Here is a 16,108-nt window from a genome sequence, read left to right on the forward strand (position 1 = left end):
TGCACCACACCCCTTCTGATAGGACAGTCCTATAACAGTACAAAATTACATCAGCGGATCCATTGTTAAGGCAGGGTGACCTTTTTCGCTTAAATACTCTAAGACTGCTTCAGATTCTGAAGCAATTGTTTCATCGCAGATCATATCGACAAAATTGTCTATTCCATACATCTCTTTGGCGGTTGCATTCAGTTTGTCAGCAACAAATTCTTTAAGCTCTTTTGGCATCCAGACAATACGCCCAGGACCACCTTCAGCTGAGATGAATTTCTTGGAGGAGATGAACTGTCTACCGTGTCCCATAAATCCAGGAGTCTGAACGCCGCCACCTGTCATGGAAGCCAGTTCGCCGAACGTCATGCCCACCGGAGATACGCCGGAGAACTCTCTGTTCACGATGACAATGCCGTTGGCTTCCGGCATAATGCCAGCAATACATTCAAAGCAGCCGCAGGAAGTCATCGGATCTTCCAGTAAACTGTACAGCGTAATCTGGCTCAAAGCGCCTTGGGAGTGCCGTTCCACGGTTTTGTTGACTTCTTGCCAGATACCTTTGACAGGATCATCAACAGGACCTTTGTTAATTGGCTGACAAGGACCGGTTGGATCGAGCTCAAAAGTAGCTTTGGAATCAAGCCAGCTTACGGCGCCGCATAATCCTAGTCTTTCCGGTGTAACAATGCACACATGGGAAGGGGCAAAGGACTGGCAAAGAATACAGGTATAAAAAGTGTCGACACTTTCATCAGTCAGACTGGCAATACGCTCGTCTCTTGCTGCATATTTGGGAGCAACCTGCTGGGTTTTCACTTCTTTGACTTTGTCAGGATCAGTAATAATCGTGACCTGACATTTGTCGACGACTGCGCCAAACTCGTCCAGCATCTTGGCATACAGCACTTCACCAAAATGGCGTAGTCTGAAGCCTTTTTCGTAAGCATCCTTGCTGATACGGATCCAGGTGGCGTCTCTTTGACCGACGTGCATGATGCCTTCAATATAGTTCATAAAATAGTGGATTCTTCTTTCCAGAACTGGCTCAAAATCTGAATGCATGCTCTTGCCGGCTACTTCGACGAGTACTGCCAGAGGCATTCTTCCGGGGACCTGCTGCACGGTGTCAATATCGTCACCAATGATCACAATCTTATGATCCTCAATCTCACTGGCTTCTCTTTGCGTAACAAGCTCCCAGGACTCTGTTTTGCTGCCGCCGAATTCAACAAACATAGCATCTTTTCTGATTCTCTCTCCTTCAAAAGCAGCAGCAAAAGCAACCGGAATCGGAATTTCTGTGATCTTTATCTTAATGCCTCTGATCTCAAGGGAAGTTGCAGCCATTTTATCGTAATCTTTTTGGGTGATAAGCTTCATCGGGACTTCGGCAACATCCTGGTCGGTTACAACCGGGAAGCCGAGGTTAATCGCAGCTGCGCCTGCAGCAACTTTGTAATTGCTTAAAGGTCCTACTGCATTGACAAAAGCTTTCAATCTTTTATAGGTATAACGCTTGAATTCTTCCCAGTCGCCAGGGGTCAAGGCTCCAAAGATTAAAGCAGCGCGGATGGTTACCGTAACGACGTGGATTACAGAGGTCATGTTATAACCTAAAGGCATGACCCTGAACTCAAGTCCTACTTTGACCCCGCCTTCAATGGCCTGATCGATGACGTTACCGACAAGGAAGGTTAAAAGCCCTTTAGCTTGGTATTCTTTGATGACTTTGGCGGCTGATTCGGGGTCCGGAAACTCACCAATGATAACCGCTTGCCCCGGGATATCGTCCATTACGAGACCAACACCCCAACCGCGGATAATCGCATCCGTCAAAAAACCCATGCACGGAGCTTCATAGGGCTTTTCGTCCACGACATACTTTAAAGCTTCAATAATTTCGGAAGAGACAGCAGCTGCCATTCCGGCATTCTCTGCTTCTCGAAGCTGTTCTTTTTCCACAATAAGGCTTCTGACAAGGTCTAAAGCACCTTCAAGTTCTCCCAGGGTGCCTATTTTTTTGCCGGTAATGGCATATATAAGGGACAGGGAGTAAGCGGTATCCGGAAAAGCAACTTTATGCTCTCTTCCTTTTAAGGAGATTGCTTTTTCAACATATCCGGCAGCAGTATCGAGAGCTTGCTTGGCGCCTGCAAATATGGTGCTATATAAATTCATGTATATTCCCCTTTCCGTAGAATTCCCCCAGGCCGTTGCAAGACGAGGCTATCAATCATAGCTCCAGGTAGGAATCGGCATATAACATATTGCCTTTAATCATATCACAGGTTTTGATTGTCTCCATAAGCCTGTGGTCGCAAGGGTTTACAATGGCTGCAGTCAGACCGCATTGCATGGCCATTGCACAATAGGTGGCGTCAATGATCGGACGGACATGTTTTGGAGCACCATTGGAGACATTGCTTAATCCAGCATTGGTTCTGAGGCCCATTTCCGTGATCTGGCGAATGGTCTCAAGGACTTCCGGTGCTTTTTCCTGCATGCCCTTGATGACCAGAAACAGCGGGTCAAATAAGAGATCCATCGGGTCGATACCGAGCATCATTGCTTTTTCCAGCATTTCGGTGCAGTAGGTGATGCGTTCTTCAACGTCAGAAGGAATGCCGTCTTTAGCACACAGGGCAATAGCCATGGCATCGTTGGCGGCGGCGACTTCTAAGAGCCCCAGTCTTGGACCGGCATCGGCAGAATTGATAATCGGTTTGCCTTTGGAACGGTTGTAGACTCTGATACCGGCTTCAATTGCTTTTTTATTGGCTGTATCCAAACAAATCGGAACATTATCAAATTCATTCTGCAGAAGCTGAACGGCCCAGGCCATGACTTCTTCGCCGTCTCTTTCGGCAGGTCCAATATTCAGGTCGAGGTAAACAGCACCGGCATCAAGCTGTTCTTTAGCTCTCTGGAGAATCGGGGCAGGATTACGGTCAGCGATGGCCTGCCGAATGATTGGAGAAATACAGTGGATTCTTTCACCAATTACTAAAAATCTATCCATGTTAGGAGCACCTCCGAAATTTTTTATTGAGAACAGAATACTTCGAGTTAATACTTCAGGTTAATTCGTATCTTTTTCAGTTCAGTTAATGCCTTCCATCGTCCTTAAGAATTTAGGAAGATGCATGGCTTCATCAGGACCAATGATAACTTCCCAGTCAGGAAGACTGTCCTGGATGTCACCTTTCAGAACGGCAACTTTTCCAGGGATAATAAGCTTTCTGCATTTCGTTTTGCTTTCAATGCCAGACTCTTTAATGAATTTGGCAATGACCGAGCCGCTAAACTTGCCTGCGGCCCATGCTGTCAGTACAGAGTAACCGCCGGCATCAGGGATTCCCATCCAGGCCGGTACTTTGGATCTTTCCACTTCACCGGAAACAACAAAGTAAGTCAGGGCAAAGTCGACCGTAATCAAAACAGGTGAGTTGTCGCCAGGGTTATTGATCGGATAGAATTCCGGTTCAACTCTCATCGGTTTCTGCGGGTCAGTATAGATATTCTGTCTTAAACCGAAGAGCGGGAGAGCGCGGGTGTAATCCATATCGTCCATAACAATAAGGGAACCATATTTCATGATGAACAGGGAGGCCAGAGCAACTTCCATAAATTTGTCGCCTTTGGCCAGCTCGTTGACAAAGACTACGGAAGGATAACCAAAGGTTCTGTCTTGTTCTTTTAAAGCTGTTCTGCGGATCTGCACAGCGTTGGTAAAAGCTTCACGTGCGGAAGCGTTGCCGATATCCAGCAGTAATTCTTTGTAATCAAGTTTCTGGACATTTTCAACCAGATCATACAATTCAGAAAGTGAGGGGGCTTTTAAGCCGAGAGGCAGTTTGAGCTCCTTGACCAAAGCAACCATTTCCTGATAGTTGTTGCTGTTAGCACCGAATACGATCGGGAGTTCATCTTTGACCAGTTCCAAAGCATCTTTCAGCACGGAAACATCGGCGCATACCAGCATATAGGCTACTTTTAAACCGGAAGCTTTGACTTTGTTGATTAAAGCCAGATAAGCGTCTTTGTTTCCAACATACTGTAGGGCAGCAATTTCAGCTTTCATTTCTTCGCCGATTCGGACATAGTCGACGCTTTTCATATTGGCGATTTTCGCATCAATTTGTTCCTGGGACATCGCATCGGAAAGCAGTACAGCAAATCTGTTGCGGTTGACAAAGGTTTTCTCGTGACGGAAAAGAACAGTTTCACCGCCAAGTTTACATTCGGTTTCTCCTTTGCCGAAAGTCACGATCTTCATCAGGGGAGCCGTGGACTCAGAGAGCTTTGCCATCGCATCATCACTCATGTGCGAACACTTGCTTATTTCTACACCGCCGGCTGCTACCTTCATCGCAAAAGCCATACAGGTAGGAAAGCCACATTCTTTACAGTTGGTTTTGGGAGTCAGTTTATAGATATCCAATCCGGACATTGCCATTTTCATTTTCCTCCTTGAATCAAAATTACTATCAAAGTCTTCAAATATTAATTATTTCAGGTTATTCACCAAAGCACGGATCGTCTCTGCGGAACGCGGATGACGCAGAACAACAGCATCGGAACCGACGGCGATAACACTGGCGGCGGTGGAAACCTCCATGGCAATTCCACGCTCTTCCTGGCAGCCCCATTCCGGAGAATCTTCCTCTGTAGAGGCAGACTCTTTAACGTCCCAGGTATCAAAAGCAACCGGTGTAATAATCGGCATCTGTAAGGTTTTATCATTTTGACCCAAAGCAGCCAGTCTGATTCTGTCAATGGTTGAAGCGACATACTCAAAACCATAACCGACAGGTGCGGTCCCGACATTCATTACGATATTTTCGTTTTTGACTTCCAGTTGGTTGATTAAAATGTTTAATTGCTTAGCCAGGTTGATGTCAACCGAGGACTCAGCCGCTACTTTATGTTTATAAGCTGTTACACCGGCTGCGGCAACATTCTTATAGTTATCTTCAACAGCGGATAACAGAAGGACATTTTTACCTTCCAGCTCTTGGGCTACTTTCTCAAATAATTTAAGGTCTTTCTCATAATTTTGTGTCCCGGCAATAACAAGAGGCAGTTTAACAGCATTAGCAACTTCCTTAGCCAGAGTGGCACATTCTTCAAAGGATTTATTTAGGCCGTTCGGATCTGCGCCTTCAAACCGTAAGCAAATGAAATCGGGTGCAAATTTTTCTTCCACATATTTGGCCCATTCTACAGTATTTCCAACAACCGAACCATAAAGTTCTTTAAGGCCTTTTACCCAATTTTCCGGGTAAACATCAAGAATTTCTAAACCGATCTTTGTACCACTACCGGTATCACCGTCAAAACTGTAAAACGGAAACACATTCTGTCCACCGAGCGCTAAGGTGTTTTCCCCTGTCCCTAATTCCAAGTTGTAAATGCTTCCACTATACTTTTGGACTGAGGTTTTAAAAGCCACTAGAATCTCCTCCTTCTTCTTATAAACCAATTATTTGGCAGATATCTTTAATTGCCCGTTTTGATAAACTGTCATCAGGCAAATTAACCAAGGCTTTTCCCTGAGAATCATACGCATATATCAATGGATCCAGGGCAATGATTCCCAGCAGTTCCAACCCCTGCAAGGAAATTTCTTCAATAATTCCCTCGTTTAATTTCCCATCCGGGGCTTTATTGATAATTAAATATTGTTGAGCTACTTTTAAACCTAGTTCTTTGACCAGCTTGTTAATACGGCCTACCGCCTGGACACCGCGGCGCGAACAGTCACTGACGAGAATCAAAATATCAATGTTTCTTGCTGTTCCGCGGCTGAGGTGCTCCATGCCGGCTTCATTGTCAATTATGACATAGTTGTACTTATCAGAGACTTTGTCGAGCTGTTCCCGCAAAATCCCGTTGACGAAACAGTAGCAGCCTTTGCCTTCGGATCTTCCCATGACGAGGAGGTCATAACCATTTCCTTCAGTGATACCGGTATTCAGTTGGTACTGAAGGTACTGGGCCTTGGTCATTCCTCCAGGAAAGCCGTCACGCATAGTTTCTCTTAAATTGACTTCTTCTCTGATTTCTCCAAGCGTAACTTCGATTGTTTCTCCCAGCACTTCGTTCAAGTTAGCATTGGCATCTGCATCGACAGCAAGTACAGGTCCTTGCTTGTTTTTTACAAGGTAATCGATCAGAAGTCCAGTAATGGTTGTTTTTCCGGTTCCGCCTTTACCTGCTACCGCAATCGTTTTTCCCATCGAAACTACCTCTTTTCTAGATCAAAGCAGAGCTTAATTGCTTTGACTTCCTCAACAATCTTGCTGTTCATGAAGGGAGACTGATCTGGGCGGTCAGAATTGACAACGTCTACGTTGTAAGAGATAAAGCCCAGGCAGGCTTCAGGATCGATATTTTCGAGGATATACGCTTTATCCAAATCGTTTTTGATCTTGTTGCCCACAGCATAAATTTTCGGTATGCCAATATCGGAAGCCAACTTCTTAATCTTGTGGTACGTCTGGAGACTCCTAGCTCCGGGCTCAACGACCGCGATAAAGGTATTCACACCCTGGGCTGTTCCTCTGCCGAGATGCTCAATCCCGGCTTCCATATCCATAACGACAACATCTTTATTTTGCAGGACTAAATGAGAAGTAAGTCTTTTCAACAGGACATGTTCCGGGCAAACGCAGCCGCTGCCGCCGCTTTCAACGGTACCCATCGTCAACAGATTTACACCGTTGCAGCAGGTACAGTATTTGTCCGGGATATCATCTACCTGAGGATTTAATTTGAACATTTTACTAAAGGAATCGGTCGGGGTACTTGTTCTTTCTGCAATTAGTTCTTTCATTTCGGCAATCGGCACGATCTTGGAAATAATCTCGTCAGGAAAACCAAGGGCTAAAGCCAGATTGGCATCAGGATCGGCATCAACTGCCAGGACCCGGTAGCCTTCCGCTGCATACAGCCTGCTTAGAATTGCTGCAAAAGTTGTTTTTCCGACGCCACCTTTACCTGTAATTGCTATCTTCATTTAAATCACCCCGACGCATCATTTATCTTTTGTTATCTGTTGCCTGAAGAAATTCTTCTGGCAAAAAAACGACCATGGCCGCGTTTTTTAAAAGCCGGCAGGAGCTAAGTCGTCATAGTCGGTAACATTCATTCTCTGAACGTTAAGCGCTTCGACTTTGGCTCTCTTTTCTTCAATTCTGGCCAGCATTTTTTCTGCGGCTACAGCCGGATCAGTTTCAAAGTAGAATTTTGCCCCTACCCAGTCTTCCAGTCTGTTTGTCAGGATATCCGTAACTTCCGGGCTTCCGGTTACCGGAGGAACAACGCCTAGAAAGGTATCGATTCCAGAGCTTACCACGTAGGTACCGATTGCGACAGCTTTTTCGGACATCCATTCCGGAGCTGCGCCGACAACCGGCAGTTCGCTCATATCGAGTCCCAGAATCTTGGCTACTTCACCAACCAGCTCAAGGATACGGCTGTTGTCAACACAGGAACCCATATGCAGAACAGGAGGAATATCGGCCAGTTCGCATACTTTTTGTAATCCTACTCCGCAATACTTGACGGCATCTTTGCTTAAGAGACCAGCTTTGGCAGCAGCCTGAGCCGCACAGCCGGTAACAACAACAATTACGTCATTGGCGAGCATCTTTTTAATAATTTCGATATGGCTGTGGTCACCTTTCACCTTCGGGTTGTTGCAGCCGACGACACCGGCTGCGCCTCTTAATACACCAGAGACCAAGCATTGCGCCAATGGTTCAAACGTGCCTGGCTTATGCGTATAAGAATTGACAACGCGGTCCAACTGGCCAATAATAGCCTGGTTGCTGTAACCGATCATGCCGGTTGATTTATGTGTTGGGATGGAAACTTTTTCGTGCTTTCTGTTTGTATAGTTCTCTACTGCTTTCCGAATTATTCCTTTTGCGCATTCATAGGCGTTGTTCTCATCAAATTCAATATGAACGGCGTCTTTAATTTTGGCAAGTTTTGAGGTGGTGATAAATTTGGTATGGTAACATTGAGCCAGGTTGGCCAGGGCAGGGAAGATACATTGAACGTCCACAATCATGGCTTCAACGGCACCGGTAACAATCGCGAGCTCCTGCTGATTAAAATTCCCGGCAATTTTAATGCCGTGACGCATCGCGACTTCATTGCCGGTACAGCAAATGCCGACCAGGTTGATTCCCTCTGCGCCGACACCCCTGGCAAGAGCTTTTAGCTCAGGGTCATCAGCGGCAACAACGATCATTTCCGATAAACTAGGTTCATGACCATGCAAGACAATGTTCACCATGTTTTTCTCAATAACACCCATGTTGGCTTCAATTTCTCTCGGCATCGGGGTTCCAAAGATAATATCGCTGAATTCGGTACCGATATAGGAACCGCCCCAACCGTCGGTCAAAGATGTCCGCATGGAAAGATTGATCATGCTTTCAGCATCAGCGGTACAGCCCATATGTGTAGCATGCATAATCGATACAACTTCTTTGTCAATAGCATCGGGGAGGATATCATTATCTTCCCAGACTTTTAATCTTTGTTTAGTAATACTTGGCGGAATAACCATCGAACCAAAAGGCTTGCCAAAGTCATTCAGAGCTGCTTCAGCAACGTCATGGGCAACCTGGTAGATATCTTTGCCTTCTGTAGCCACACCCCATCTGGCTGCAACATTCAGCAGTTTTTTCTCGTCACGGATTTGATAATCTCCGTCCCGACTTGCCATATGAAGTACATGGGCAATATGTCTGCCGTGATCGGAGTGTGCAGATGAACCGCCTGCTACCATTCGGGCATAATGCCTGGAAGCAATAACATCCGCAGTGGCGCCGCAAATACCTTTTTGAACGCCTTTTCCTGGAATCGGGCTGACGCGGCAAGGACCCATAGTACAAATCCGGCAGCATACACCTTGCTCACCAAAACCACATTGGTTTTTGAGAGCGGCTTTTCTGTCCCAGAGTGTTTCAGAACCGTCATTTCGGGCCTTGACGTAAAGTTCTTGAGTAGCTAAATCTACTGACAGTGTTGTTTCGTCCAGTAATTTTTCGTCCATTGCGTTTCCTCCTTCAATAACCATACGTTGTCTTTAAATCGTTTAGCTGCTACAGATGGCTAATACTTAAAGTAAAAAGTGTCGTGTACTGAGGTTTTAACTCAGATCGGGCCATTTATGAGTAAATTCACAAACTTTTTTAAAGGATCAAAGCTTTATCTCTGGCAGTAAAAATGGTATAAAAATGACATTATATATTTAAGATTATTATAGTACGAAATTTTTTGGGAATATATTGATCCGTTGTTAATGAACGAAATGGGGGGCTGAATTGCAATAATTCAATTCTTAACAGCATAATTTATATATACTTGTATATAAATAAAAATTAAAAAAGTTATCTGTATAGGCCTGTATATTTTTGTATATACAAGGATAATTGCACTAAAAGAATCTTTTCACAAGACCTTGCTTATCGATCTCACTTAGTAACTTAGCACGTAGGGTTAGGATCTCGGGATGTTATGATATTCTGAGGAGATCTAGACGACAGGATAGTGTATGCCAGTTTTCCGATGATGGCAGAAAGCTCGTTTTTCAACATTTTACAGCAAATCACTACTGTCTTCATCATAATTCCTCAACTCAATCGATTTTTGCTTGGAATATATAATCTAATTCTTTATTGTTGAGATTTAAAGCGCCGATTCCGTTTGCAGTGGCCAGCTCCAAAACGGCGTGTTTACTTATTCCTGTCATAACCATGTGATCGACTTCATCATAAAAACCTTTTCCATGGGATACACCGTATGAACCCGCATCGCTGCCAACGGCGATTTTTACGCCCAATTCAAAGGCTTTTTTGACTTGAGCTTTCTGGGCATCATAAATCCGGGCAATATTCGGCAATTGGTCTGTAAAGCGGCTGTCTTTTGAAGTAATCAGGTTTCCCAAAGGTGCTAACGTAGGAATCCAGATGGTATCGTGTTCCAGCATCAGCTGCAATTCATTTTCTGTCAGAAAATAACCATGCTCAACTGTATTTGCACCGGCTTTCACAGCGATACCAACTGCTTCTGCCGAATTAGTGTGGACCATTACGGGAAGGTCTTGATCCTTTGCCGTCTGTATCATGTAGTACATTTCATCATAACTGAAATGTGAGCCGTCAACTTTCCCGAATTGATTAAAATCTACAAGTCCGGTCAGTAGTATCTTAAGATGATCAGGATTTGACGTAAGCAGCTTTTTAAAAACATTTTTGAAATCAGCCATATCGGCGACCGGCTTGCCTAAGAAACTGCCGTAGCATCCTTGTTTGTAGATCGCAAAACCAGGGGTCCGGAGAATCATTCCTTCTTCAAGGGCCAGTTCTCTGGCCAGAAGAGATACATTTAAGTTATCTCCTCCGTCGCGCAGTGCACAAATCCCCATTTTTTTATATTTTCTAAGGAAATTGGTAATTATAGTTGAATTAGGGTTATCTTTGTGCTGCAGACGTGCCTCTTGAAAAGCTATTCCATCTAAAGCCAAATGAACATGGGCGTCAACCAATATGTTTTTAATCATTTTATTCACCTGGCTTTAAAAGGTTTTGCAGACCACCAGAAGGGGACCGCCCTTTCTAGTGGTCACAACATTTCATTTTTCTCGTCTATCTTTATTTCACAGGACCAATTTTACCTTGTCTGAAAGCGGTGCTGAACTTTCTGCAGTTCTTGTCTTTACCCATTAATGCTTCAGTTGCAAGCAGGGTTGCAATCATATCTCTGCTGCAGGGATCCATAATCGCGGAATCCATACCAAAGAAAGTAGCCAGGGCCAGGAAGTTCTGGTTGACAACTTTTCTTAAAGGCATTCCGAAAGAGATGTTGCTCAAACCGGAAGTGATTTTGATTGTCGGGTACATTTCTTTGATTCTTGTCATGCTTTCATTAAAGGAGTACATAGAATTGTTATCAGTAGACAAAGCAATAACCAAGGGGTCGACATGCATCCTGTCAGGAGTAATATCATATTTAGCAGCTTCCTCGACCATTTGCTTTGCAATTCTGACTCTGGTGTCAATGTCTTTGGGAATTCCGTCATTGTCGCAAGTCAGTGCAATGACTTCCCAAGTCGTTCCCTTAATCAACGGGAAAATGATATCGCATTTGTCACCTTCCATGGAAACGGAATTGATAAGTCCCGGTCTCTTGGCATATTTAAAAACGGCTTCAATTGCACGCGGATTCGGGCTGTCAATACAGAGCGGAGTGTCAACGGCATCCTGAACAATATCCATTAACCATTTCAGTGTTTCCACTTCAACATCAGGTGATGTACTGGCACTGACATCTAGGTAGTGGGCGCCGTCATTGGTCTGGTCAATCGCACGCTGGCGGATAAAGTTAGCATCTCTCTCTTCAATCGCTTTTTTCACGATAGGGATTGTACCATTGATTTTTTCACCAATAATAATCATTTATCAAATTCACTCCTTTATGAAATTTGTATATACAGGTATACGCTTAGAGTTTAACATTGTTTCTACATACGGTCAATATCTTTTTCGACAAAGTATACCTATATTCTAAAAAGATTTAAAAAATAAAAGTATCCTACATATTCTATCTTTCATAGACTATTTAAATTGCTGGGTCAACAAGGTTTACCAGTGTTTTTTTCTGGCTGCCCGCAGACAGTTTTTCATCAAAATCGCGGTGGTAATCGAACCTACGCCGCCCGGTACAGGGGTGATCGCACTGACTTTGTTCACGACTGCATCATAATCGACATCCCCGCACATCTTGCCGTCACCGGCATCGTTGATGCCAACGTCGATGACGACAGTGTTTTCGGATACGTATTTGTCATCGATCATTTTGGCTCTGCCCATTGCAGCAATGATAATGTCCGCTTTCTTCGCAATTCCAGCCATGTCTTTGGTCTTGGAATGGCACATCGTTACGGTCGCATTCTCTTTTAAGAGCATCATGGCCAGTGGTTTTCCTACAACTAGGCTTCTTCCCATGACCACTACATTCGCGCCGCTAAGATTGTAGCCGTAATGGCTCAAGGTTTCCATACATGCTGCGGGCGTGCAGGGCAGGAGTCCGCTCATATCGCCTTCAAATACCTTGGCCAGGTTCAGTGGATTCATGCAGTCAATGTCTTTATCTGCCGAGATCAGGTGCTTGATGACTTCTTCGTCCAGCTGTTTCGGTAGTGGACGGAACAGCATGATGCCATGAACGGTACTGTCATTGTTGACTCCCGTCATGACTTTTGTGAATTCTTCCATGCTGATATTTAAGTCCAAAGGATAGGTCTTGGTTGCAATGCCAAGATTATCGCAGTTTTTAATAATACTGTTTTCATAGTAAACGTCGTCCGGACGGCTGCCAACGCGAATGATGCCTAAGGTCGGGTTGATGCCTTCAGCTTTTAAAGCCGCAACTTCCTGCTGGAGGTTTTCTTTCATGGCCTGGACAACGGGTTTAGCGTTAAGAATCTGAGTCATGCTGCTTATTTACCTCCCGTAATTGCATTCTGAACTTCCGCAAAGATGTGGTCGGCTTTGGCGGTATATGTGGTGACAAGTTCGTTCAGTTCGGTCTCGATTTTCTGTTTTAGAACCTGATCTTTCATGATTTGGGTGTTGATTAAGACATTCAGCTTGGCGCCTTCGAGCGCAGCTTTCAGGAAGGTTACGCCGACACCGACGTCGCTGATCGCAATACGGGTGCCTTTCTGAGCAAACTCTTCCTGAAGATTGATGCCGTCAGCGCAGCATCTAACAATATCAAGCGGTACAAGTGTTGCTTTAACCAAAGCAGCCTGCAGGGTTTCTTCTTTGATCCGGATTTCTTCTTCAGTATTTTTGGGTAGTCCGTAAGCCTGGGAAAGCGGATAGAAAGCATCAGCATCTTCCTTGACCAGAACCTGCAGTTTTTCAATGATCTTCTGGCCTTTTTCCATAAGGACGAGTACATCGGCTTCAACATCAGCATATTTCTTCTTGCCGACAGTTAAACTTCCTACCATGACACCCAGCGCCGTGCCGATGGAGCCAACATATGCAGAAGCACCGCCGCCGCCAGGAACCGGCTCTTTGGAAGACAGAGCATCTACAAATTCGATACAGCTCTTTTTCAACATAATATCCATCTCCTGTTCTTCATTTTTTCTAAATTCTTAGCTACTGATTATTGCATGAGCAACCAATATATAGCGATCCCATAGTTATGTTATCTTAAGACAAGTATTCTACAAAATACTCAAAGCTTAAATTCTGGTATCTTGCTCTAGAAACTAGTCTGTGTAATACATAGACAACGTCAGTTAATAAAGATTAAGAGCATTTATAGAATGAGATGGTAGTACAAAGCTGCCATCTCATTCTTATTGGAAACAATATCAAACTTTATCTTAGAATAAGCCGGAAATCTTACCGGTGCTGTCTACGTCAATGTTTTCAGCGGACGGTACTTTCGGCAGGCCGGGCATGGTCATGATGTCCCCGGTAAGTGCAACGGCAAAGCCCGCACCAGCAGAAATCTTCACGCCACGGATCGAGATTCTGAAGCCTGATGGACGTCCCAGTTTCTTCTGGTCATCAGACAAGGAATACTGGGTCTTCGCCATACAGACCGGAACATCACGATAGCCGATCTTTTCGATGTTCTCGATATCTGCGGAGCTGCTGCCAATGAAGTCAACACCGTCTGCACCATAGATCTTGGTGGCAATTGCGGTAATCTTGTCTTTGAGGCCCATGTTGATGTCATAAGCAAAGTTAAAGCTTTTCGGGCTGTCAATGATGCGAAGGACTTCTTCAGCCAGTTTCGCGCCGCCATGGCCGCCTTTTTCCCAAACTTCGGAAAGGGCTACATTAACGCCCAGTTTCTTGCACTCGTCTTCAATCATTGCCAGTTCAGCTTCGCTGTCGGTCGGGAATTTATTGATCGCAACAACGGCAGGCAGACCAAAGTTGACGGTGACGTTTTCAACGTGTTTTAAGAGGTTCGGCAAGCCTTTTTTGAGGGCCTCCAGGTTTTCTTTGTTGAGATCAGCTTTAGCTACGCCGCCATGGGATTTGAGCGCACGAACGGTTGCAACGATAACAACGGCTTCCGGACGCAGGCCACTTAAACGACATTTGATATCAATAAATTTCTCAGCGCCGAGGTCAGCACCGAATCCAGCTTCAGTTACAACATAGTCGCCAAGTTTTAAAGCCATCTTGGTCGCCATAACACTATTGCAGCCGTGAGCAATGTTCGCGAACGGTCCGCCGTGGATGAAAGCTGGTGTATGTTCAAGAGTTTGTACAAGGTTCGGTTTTAAAGCATCTTTCATCAGGGCACCAACAGCACCTTGACATTTCAGTTGACCGGCAGTTATGGGTTCACCGCTTCTGTTGTAGGCGACAATGATTCTCTCAACTCTCGCTTTGAAGTCGTCAATATCGCTGGACAGGCACATGATCGCCATGATTTCAGAAGCAACCGTGATGTCAAAGCCGTCTTCTCTCGGAGTACCATTGGCTTTGCCACCAAGTCCGTTGACAATGGAGCGGAGCTGACGGTCATTCATGTCCATGCATCTTTTCCAAGTAATTCTGCGAACATCGATATCCAGCGCGTTGCCTTGTTGGATATGGTTGTCGAGCATCGCTGCAATCAGGTTGTTAGCAGCACCAATGGCATGAAAATCACCTGTGAAGTGAAGGTTGATATCTTCCATTGGTACGACCTGAGCATAACCGCCGCCAGCGGCGCCACCTTTGACACCAAATACAGGGCCTAAGGATGGTTCGCGTAGTGCAATAACAGTTTTTTTGCCGAGATAATGGAGAGCATCTCCTAACCCGACAGATGTCGTAGTTTTACCTTCTCCGGCAGGAGTCGGGTTGATGGCAGTAACCAGAATCAGTTTGCCATTCGGTGTGTCCGCTTTTTGATTCAATAAGTTGTAGTCGACTTTGGCTTTGTATTTGCCATAGGATTCCAGATAATCCTCGGGGATTCCGAGTTCTTTTGCTACATCTAATACAGGCAGCATGGTTGATTCCTGGGCAATTTCAATATCACTTTTGAAAGCCATTGGTTGTTTTCCCCCTTTTTTTAATTATGGACATCTTTGCTTAACTTTATTTAGATTTTACGTAAGCACTATCAAATTTTTTCTGGACAAGATGGTCTATATCCATAACAGCAGTAGGTTTTTTTTTGTACATGAAACTCATCCAGTAAATAATCCCGACAAACAGGCTGCCGCCGACAATATTTCCGAGCGTAACAGGAATAAGGTTATTCACAACAAACGTTCCCCAGTTAAGGTGAGCAAGTTTTTCAGGTGTTACACCGAGCGTTGCAGCCTGGGCCACCCAGGTTGGGTTGGCTTTGGCGAGAATGCCGGCAGGAATGTAATACATATTGGCTACACAGTGTTCAAAACCGGAAGTAATAAACAGCCAGATCGGGAAAAAGATAGCGAGGAGTTTACCGGTAATATCCTTGGCTGCATTCGCCATCCAAACGGCCATACAAACTAGCCAGTTGCACAAGATCCCCATGAAGAAAGCTTTCGGGAAAGTCAGGCCCGTCTTGTATGCGGCGACTTTGATTGTAAACCCTCCGAGCAAACCTGCGGAAAAGTCAAACTGGCCGGAGTAAAGGATAAACAGGACGATAAGCATGGAACCAATAAAGTTCCCGACATAGACAATCGTCCAATTCCGCAGCATCTTTAGCCATCTTGATTCTTTTTCCATACAAGATACCACAATCAGGGTGTTTCCGGTGAATAATTCAGCTCCGGTGATAACCACCATCATCAGTCCTGTGGCAAATAAAGCACCAGCGAGTGCTTTGCCTAAGCCAACAGAAGTGATGGTGTGAATGGCAGTATTAGAGCCTTCCGCCGCGAAGGCAATAAAGGCTCCTGCTAGGATTGCCAACAGCAGCAATTTCAATATAGAAGAATTCGTTTTATTCTTTCCATATTCTACAAATCCCTCAGTAATCTCTGAAGGAGTTTTAAACATTTTTTCCATTTCTCCTACCCCTATTATAAGTGTATTTAGGCTGATTTAAAAGGTCATAAAGTTTAAAGGACGGT

The 16,108-nt window shown here is 44.8% G+C and carries 13 protein-coding genes; all 13 read right to left on the bottom strand.

Going from position 1 to position 16,108, the window contains the following annotated elements; translation table 11 throughout:
• Positions 1 to 45: 45 nt before the first annotated feature.
• Positions 46 to 2,172 carry an acetyl-CoA decarbonylase/synthase complex subunit alpha/beta gene (acsB, locus tag AB3489_RS00305; RefSeq protein WP_368293499.1) on the bottom strand — a complete coding sequence of 709 codons (2,127 nt, stop codon included), beginning with the start codon at positions 2,170 to 2,172 and terminating at the stop codon, positions 46 to 48.
• 55 nt (positions 2,173 to 2,227) lie between these two features.
• Positions 2,228 to 3,013, bottom strand: a complete 786-nt coding sequence (acsE, locus tag AB3489_RS00310; RefSeq protein WP_368293500.1) for a carbon monoxide dehydrogenase/acetyl-CoA synthase methytransferase subunit — start codon at positions 3,011 to 3,013, stop codon at positions 2,228 to 2,230.
• Positions 3,014 to 3,094: 81 nt separating this feature from the next.
• Positions 3,095 to 4,450 (bottom strand): acetyl-CoA decarbonylase/synthase complex subunit gamma, encoded by a 1,356-nt coding sequence (gene acsC, locus AB3489_RS00315; RefSeq protein ID WP_368293501.1) that lies wholly within the window; start codon positions 4,448 to 4,450, stop codon positions 3,095 to 3,097.
• A gap of 51 nt (positions 4,451 to 4,501) precedes the next feature.
• Positions 4,502 to 5,446 carry an acetyl-CoA decarbonylase/synthase complex subunit delta gene (gene acsD, locus AB3489_RS00320; RefSeq protein ID WP_025204938.1) on the bottom strand — a complete coding sequence of 315 codons (945 nt, stop codon included), beginning with the start codon at positions 5,444 to 5,446 and terminating at the stop codon, positions 4,502 to 4,504.
• 19 nt (positions 5,447 to 5,465) lie between these two features.
• The gene (locus AB3489_RS00325; RefSeq protein WP_368293503.1) at positions 5,466 to 6,233 is read right to left on the bottom strand and encodes an AAA family ATPase; all 768 of its coding nucleotides are present in this window, start codon (positions 6,231 to 6,233) and stop codon (positions 5,466 to 5,468) included.
• Between the two features lie 5 nt (positions 6,234 to 6,238).
• On the bottom strand, positions 6,239 to 7,012 hold the full coding sequence (locus AB3489_RS00330; protein ID WP_368293504.1) for an AAA family ATPase: 774 nt from the start codon (positions 7,010 to 7,012) through the stop codon (positions 6,239 to 6,241).
• Between the two features lie 87 nt (positions 7,013 to 7,099).
• Positions 7,100 to 9,064, bottom strand: a complete 1,965-nt coding sequence (cooS, locus tag AB3489_RS00335; RefSeq protein ID WP_368293505.1) for an anaerobic carbon-monoxide dehydrogenase catalytic subunit — start codon at positions 9,062 to 9,064, stop codon at positions 7,100 to 7,102.
• A gap of 585 nt (positions 9,065 to 9,649) precedes the next feature.
• Positions 9,650 to 10,573 carry an amidohydrolase family protein gene (locus tag AB3489_RS00340; RefSeq protein ID WP_368293506.1) on the bottom strand — a complete coding sequence of 308 codons (924 nt, stop codon included), beginning with the start codon at positions 10,571 to 10,573 and terminating at the stop codon, positions 9,650 to 9,652.
• Positions 10,574 to 10,664: 91 nt separating this feature from the next.
• Positions 10,665 to 11,468, bottom strand: coding sequence for a methyltetrahydrofolate cobalamin methyltransferase (locus tag AB3489_RS00345; protein ID WP_368293507.1), 804 nt, complete (start codon positions 11,466 to 11,468; stop codon positions 10,665 to 10,667).
• Positions 11,469 to 11,654: 186 nt separating this feature from the next.
• On the bottom strand, positions 11,655 to 12,506 hold the full coding sequence (locus tag AB3489_RS00350) for a bifunctional 5,10-methylenetetrahydrofolate dehydrogenase/5,10-methenyltetrahydrofolate cyclohydrolase (protein WP_019224855.1): 852 nt from the start codon (positions 12,504 to 12,506) through the stop codon (positions 11,655 to 11,657).
• Positions 12,507 to 12,511: 5 nt separating this feature from the next.
• Positions 12,512 to 13,144, bottom strand: coding sequence for a cyclodeaminase/cyclohydrolase family protein (locus AB3489_RS00355; RefSeq protein ID WP_368293509.1), 633 nt, complete (start codon positions 13,142 to 13,144; stop codon positions 12,512 to 12,514).
• A 270-nt stretch (positions 13,145 to 13,414) separates the two neighbouring features.
• Positions 13,415 to 15,091 (bottom strand): formate--tetrahydrofolate ligase, encoded by a 1,677-nt coding sequence (locus AB3489_RS00360; RefSeq protein ID WP_368293511.1) that lies wholly within the window; start codon positions 15,089 to 15,091, stop codon positions 13,415 to 13,417.
• A gap of 46 nt (positions 15,092 to 15,137) precedes the next feature.
• On the bottom strand, positions 15,138 to 16,043 hold the full coding sequence (locus AB3489_RS00365) for a formate/nitrite transporter family protein (protein WP_019224852.1): 906 nt from the start codon (positions 16,041 to 16,043) through the stop codon (positions 15,138 to 15,140).
• Positions 16,044 to 16,108 lie beyond the last annotated feature (65 nt).

The organism is Dehalobacter sp. TBBPA1 (genome assembly GCF_040931655.1).
GTDB classification, from domain to species: Bacteria; Bacillota; Desulfitobacteriia; order Desulfitobacteriales; family Syntrophobotulaceae; genus Dehalobacter; species Dehalobacter restrictus.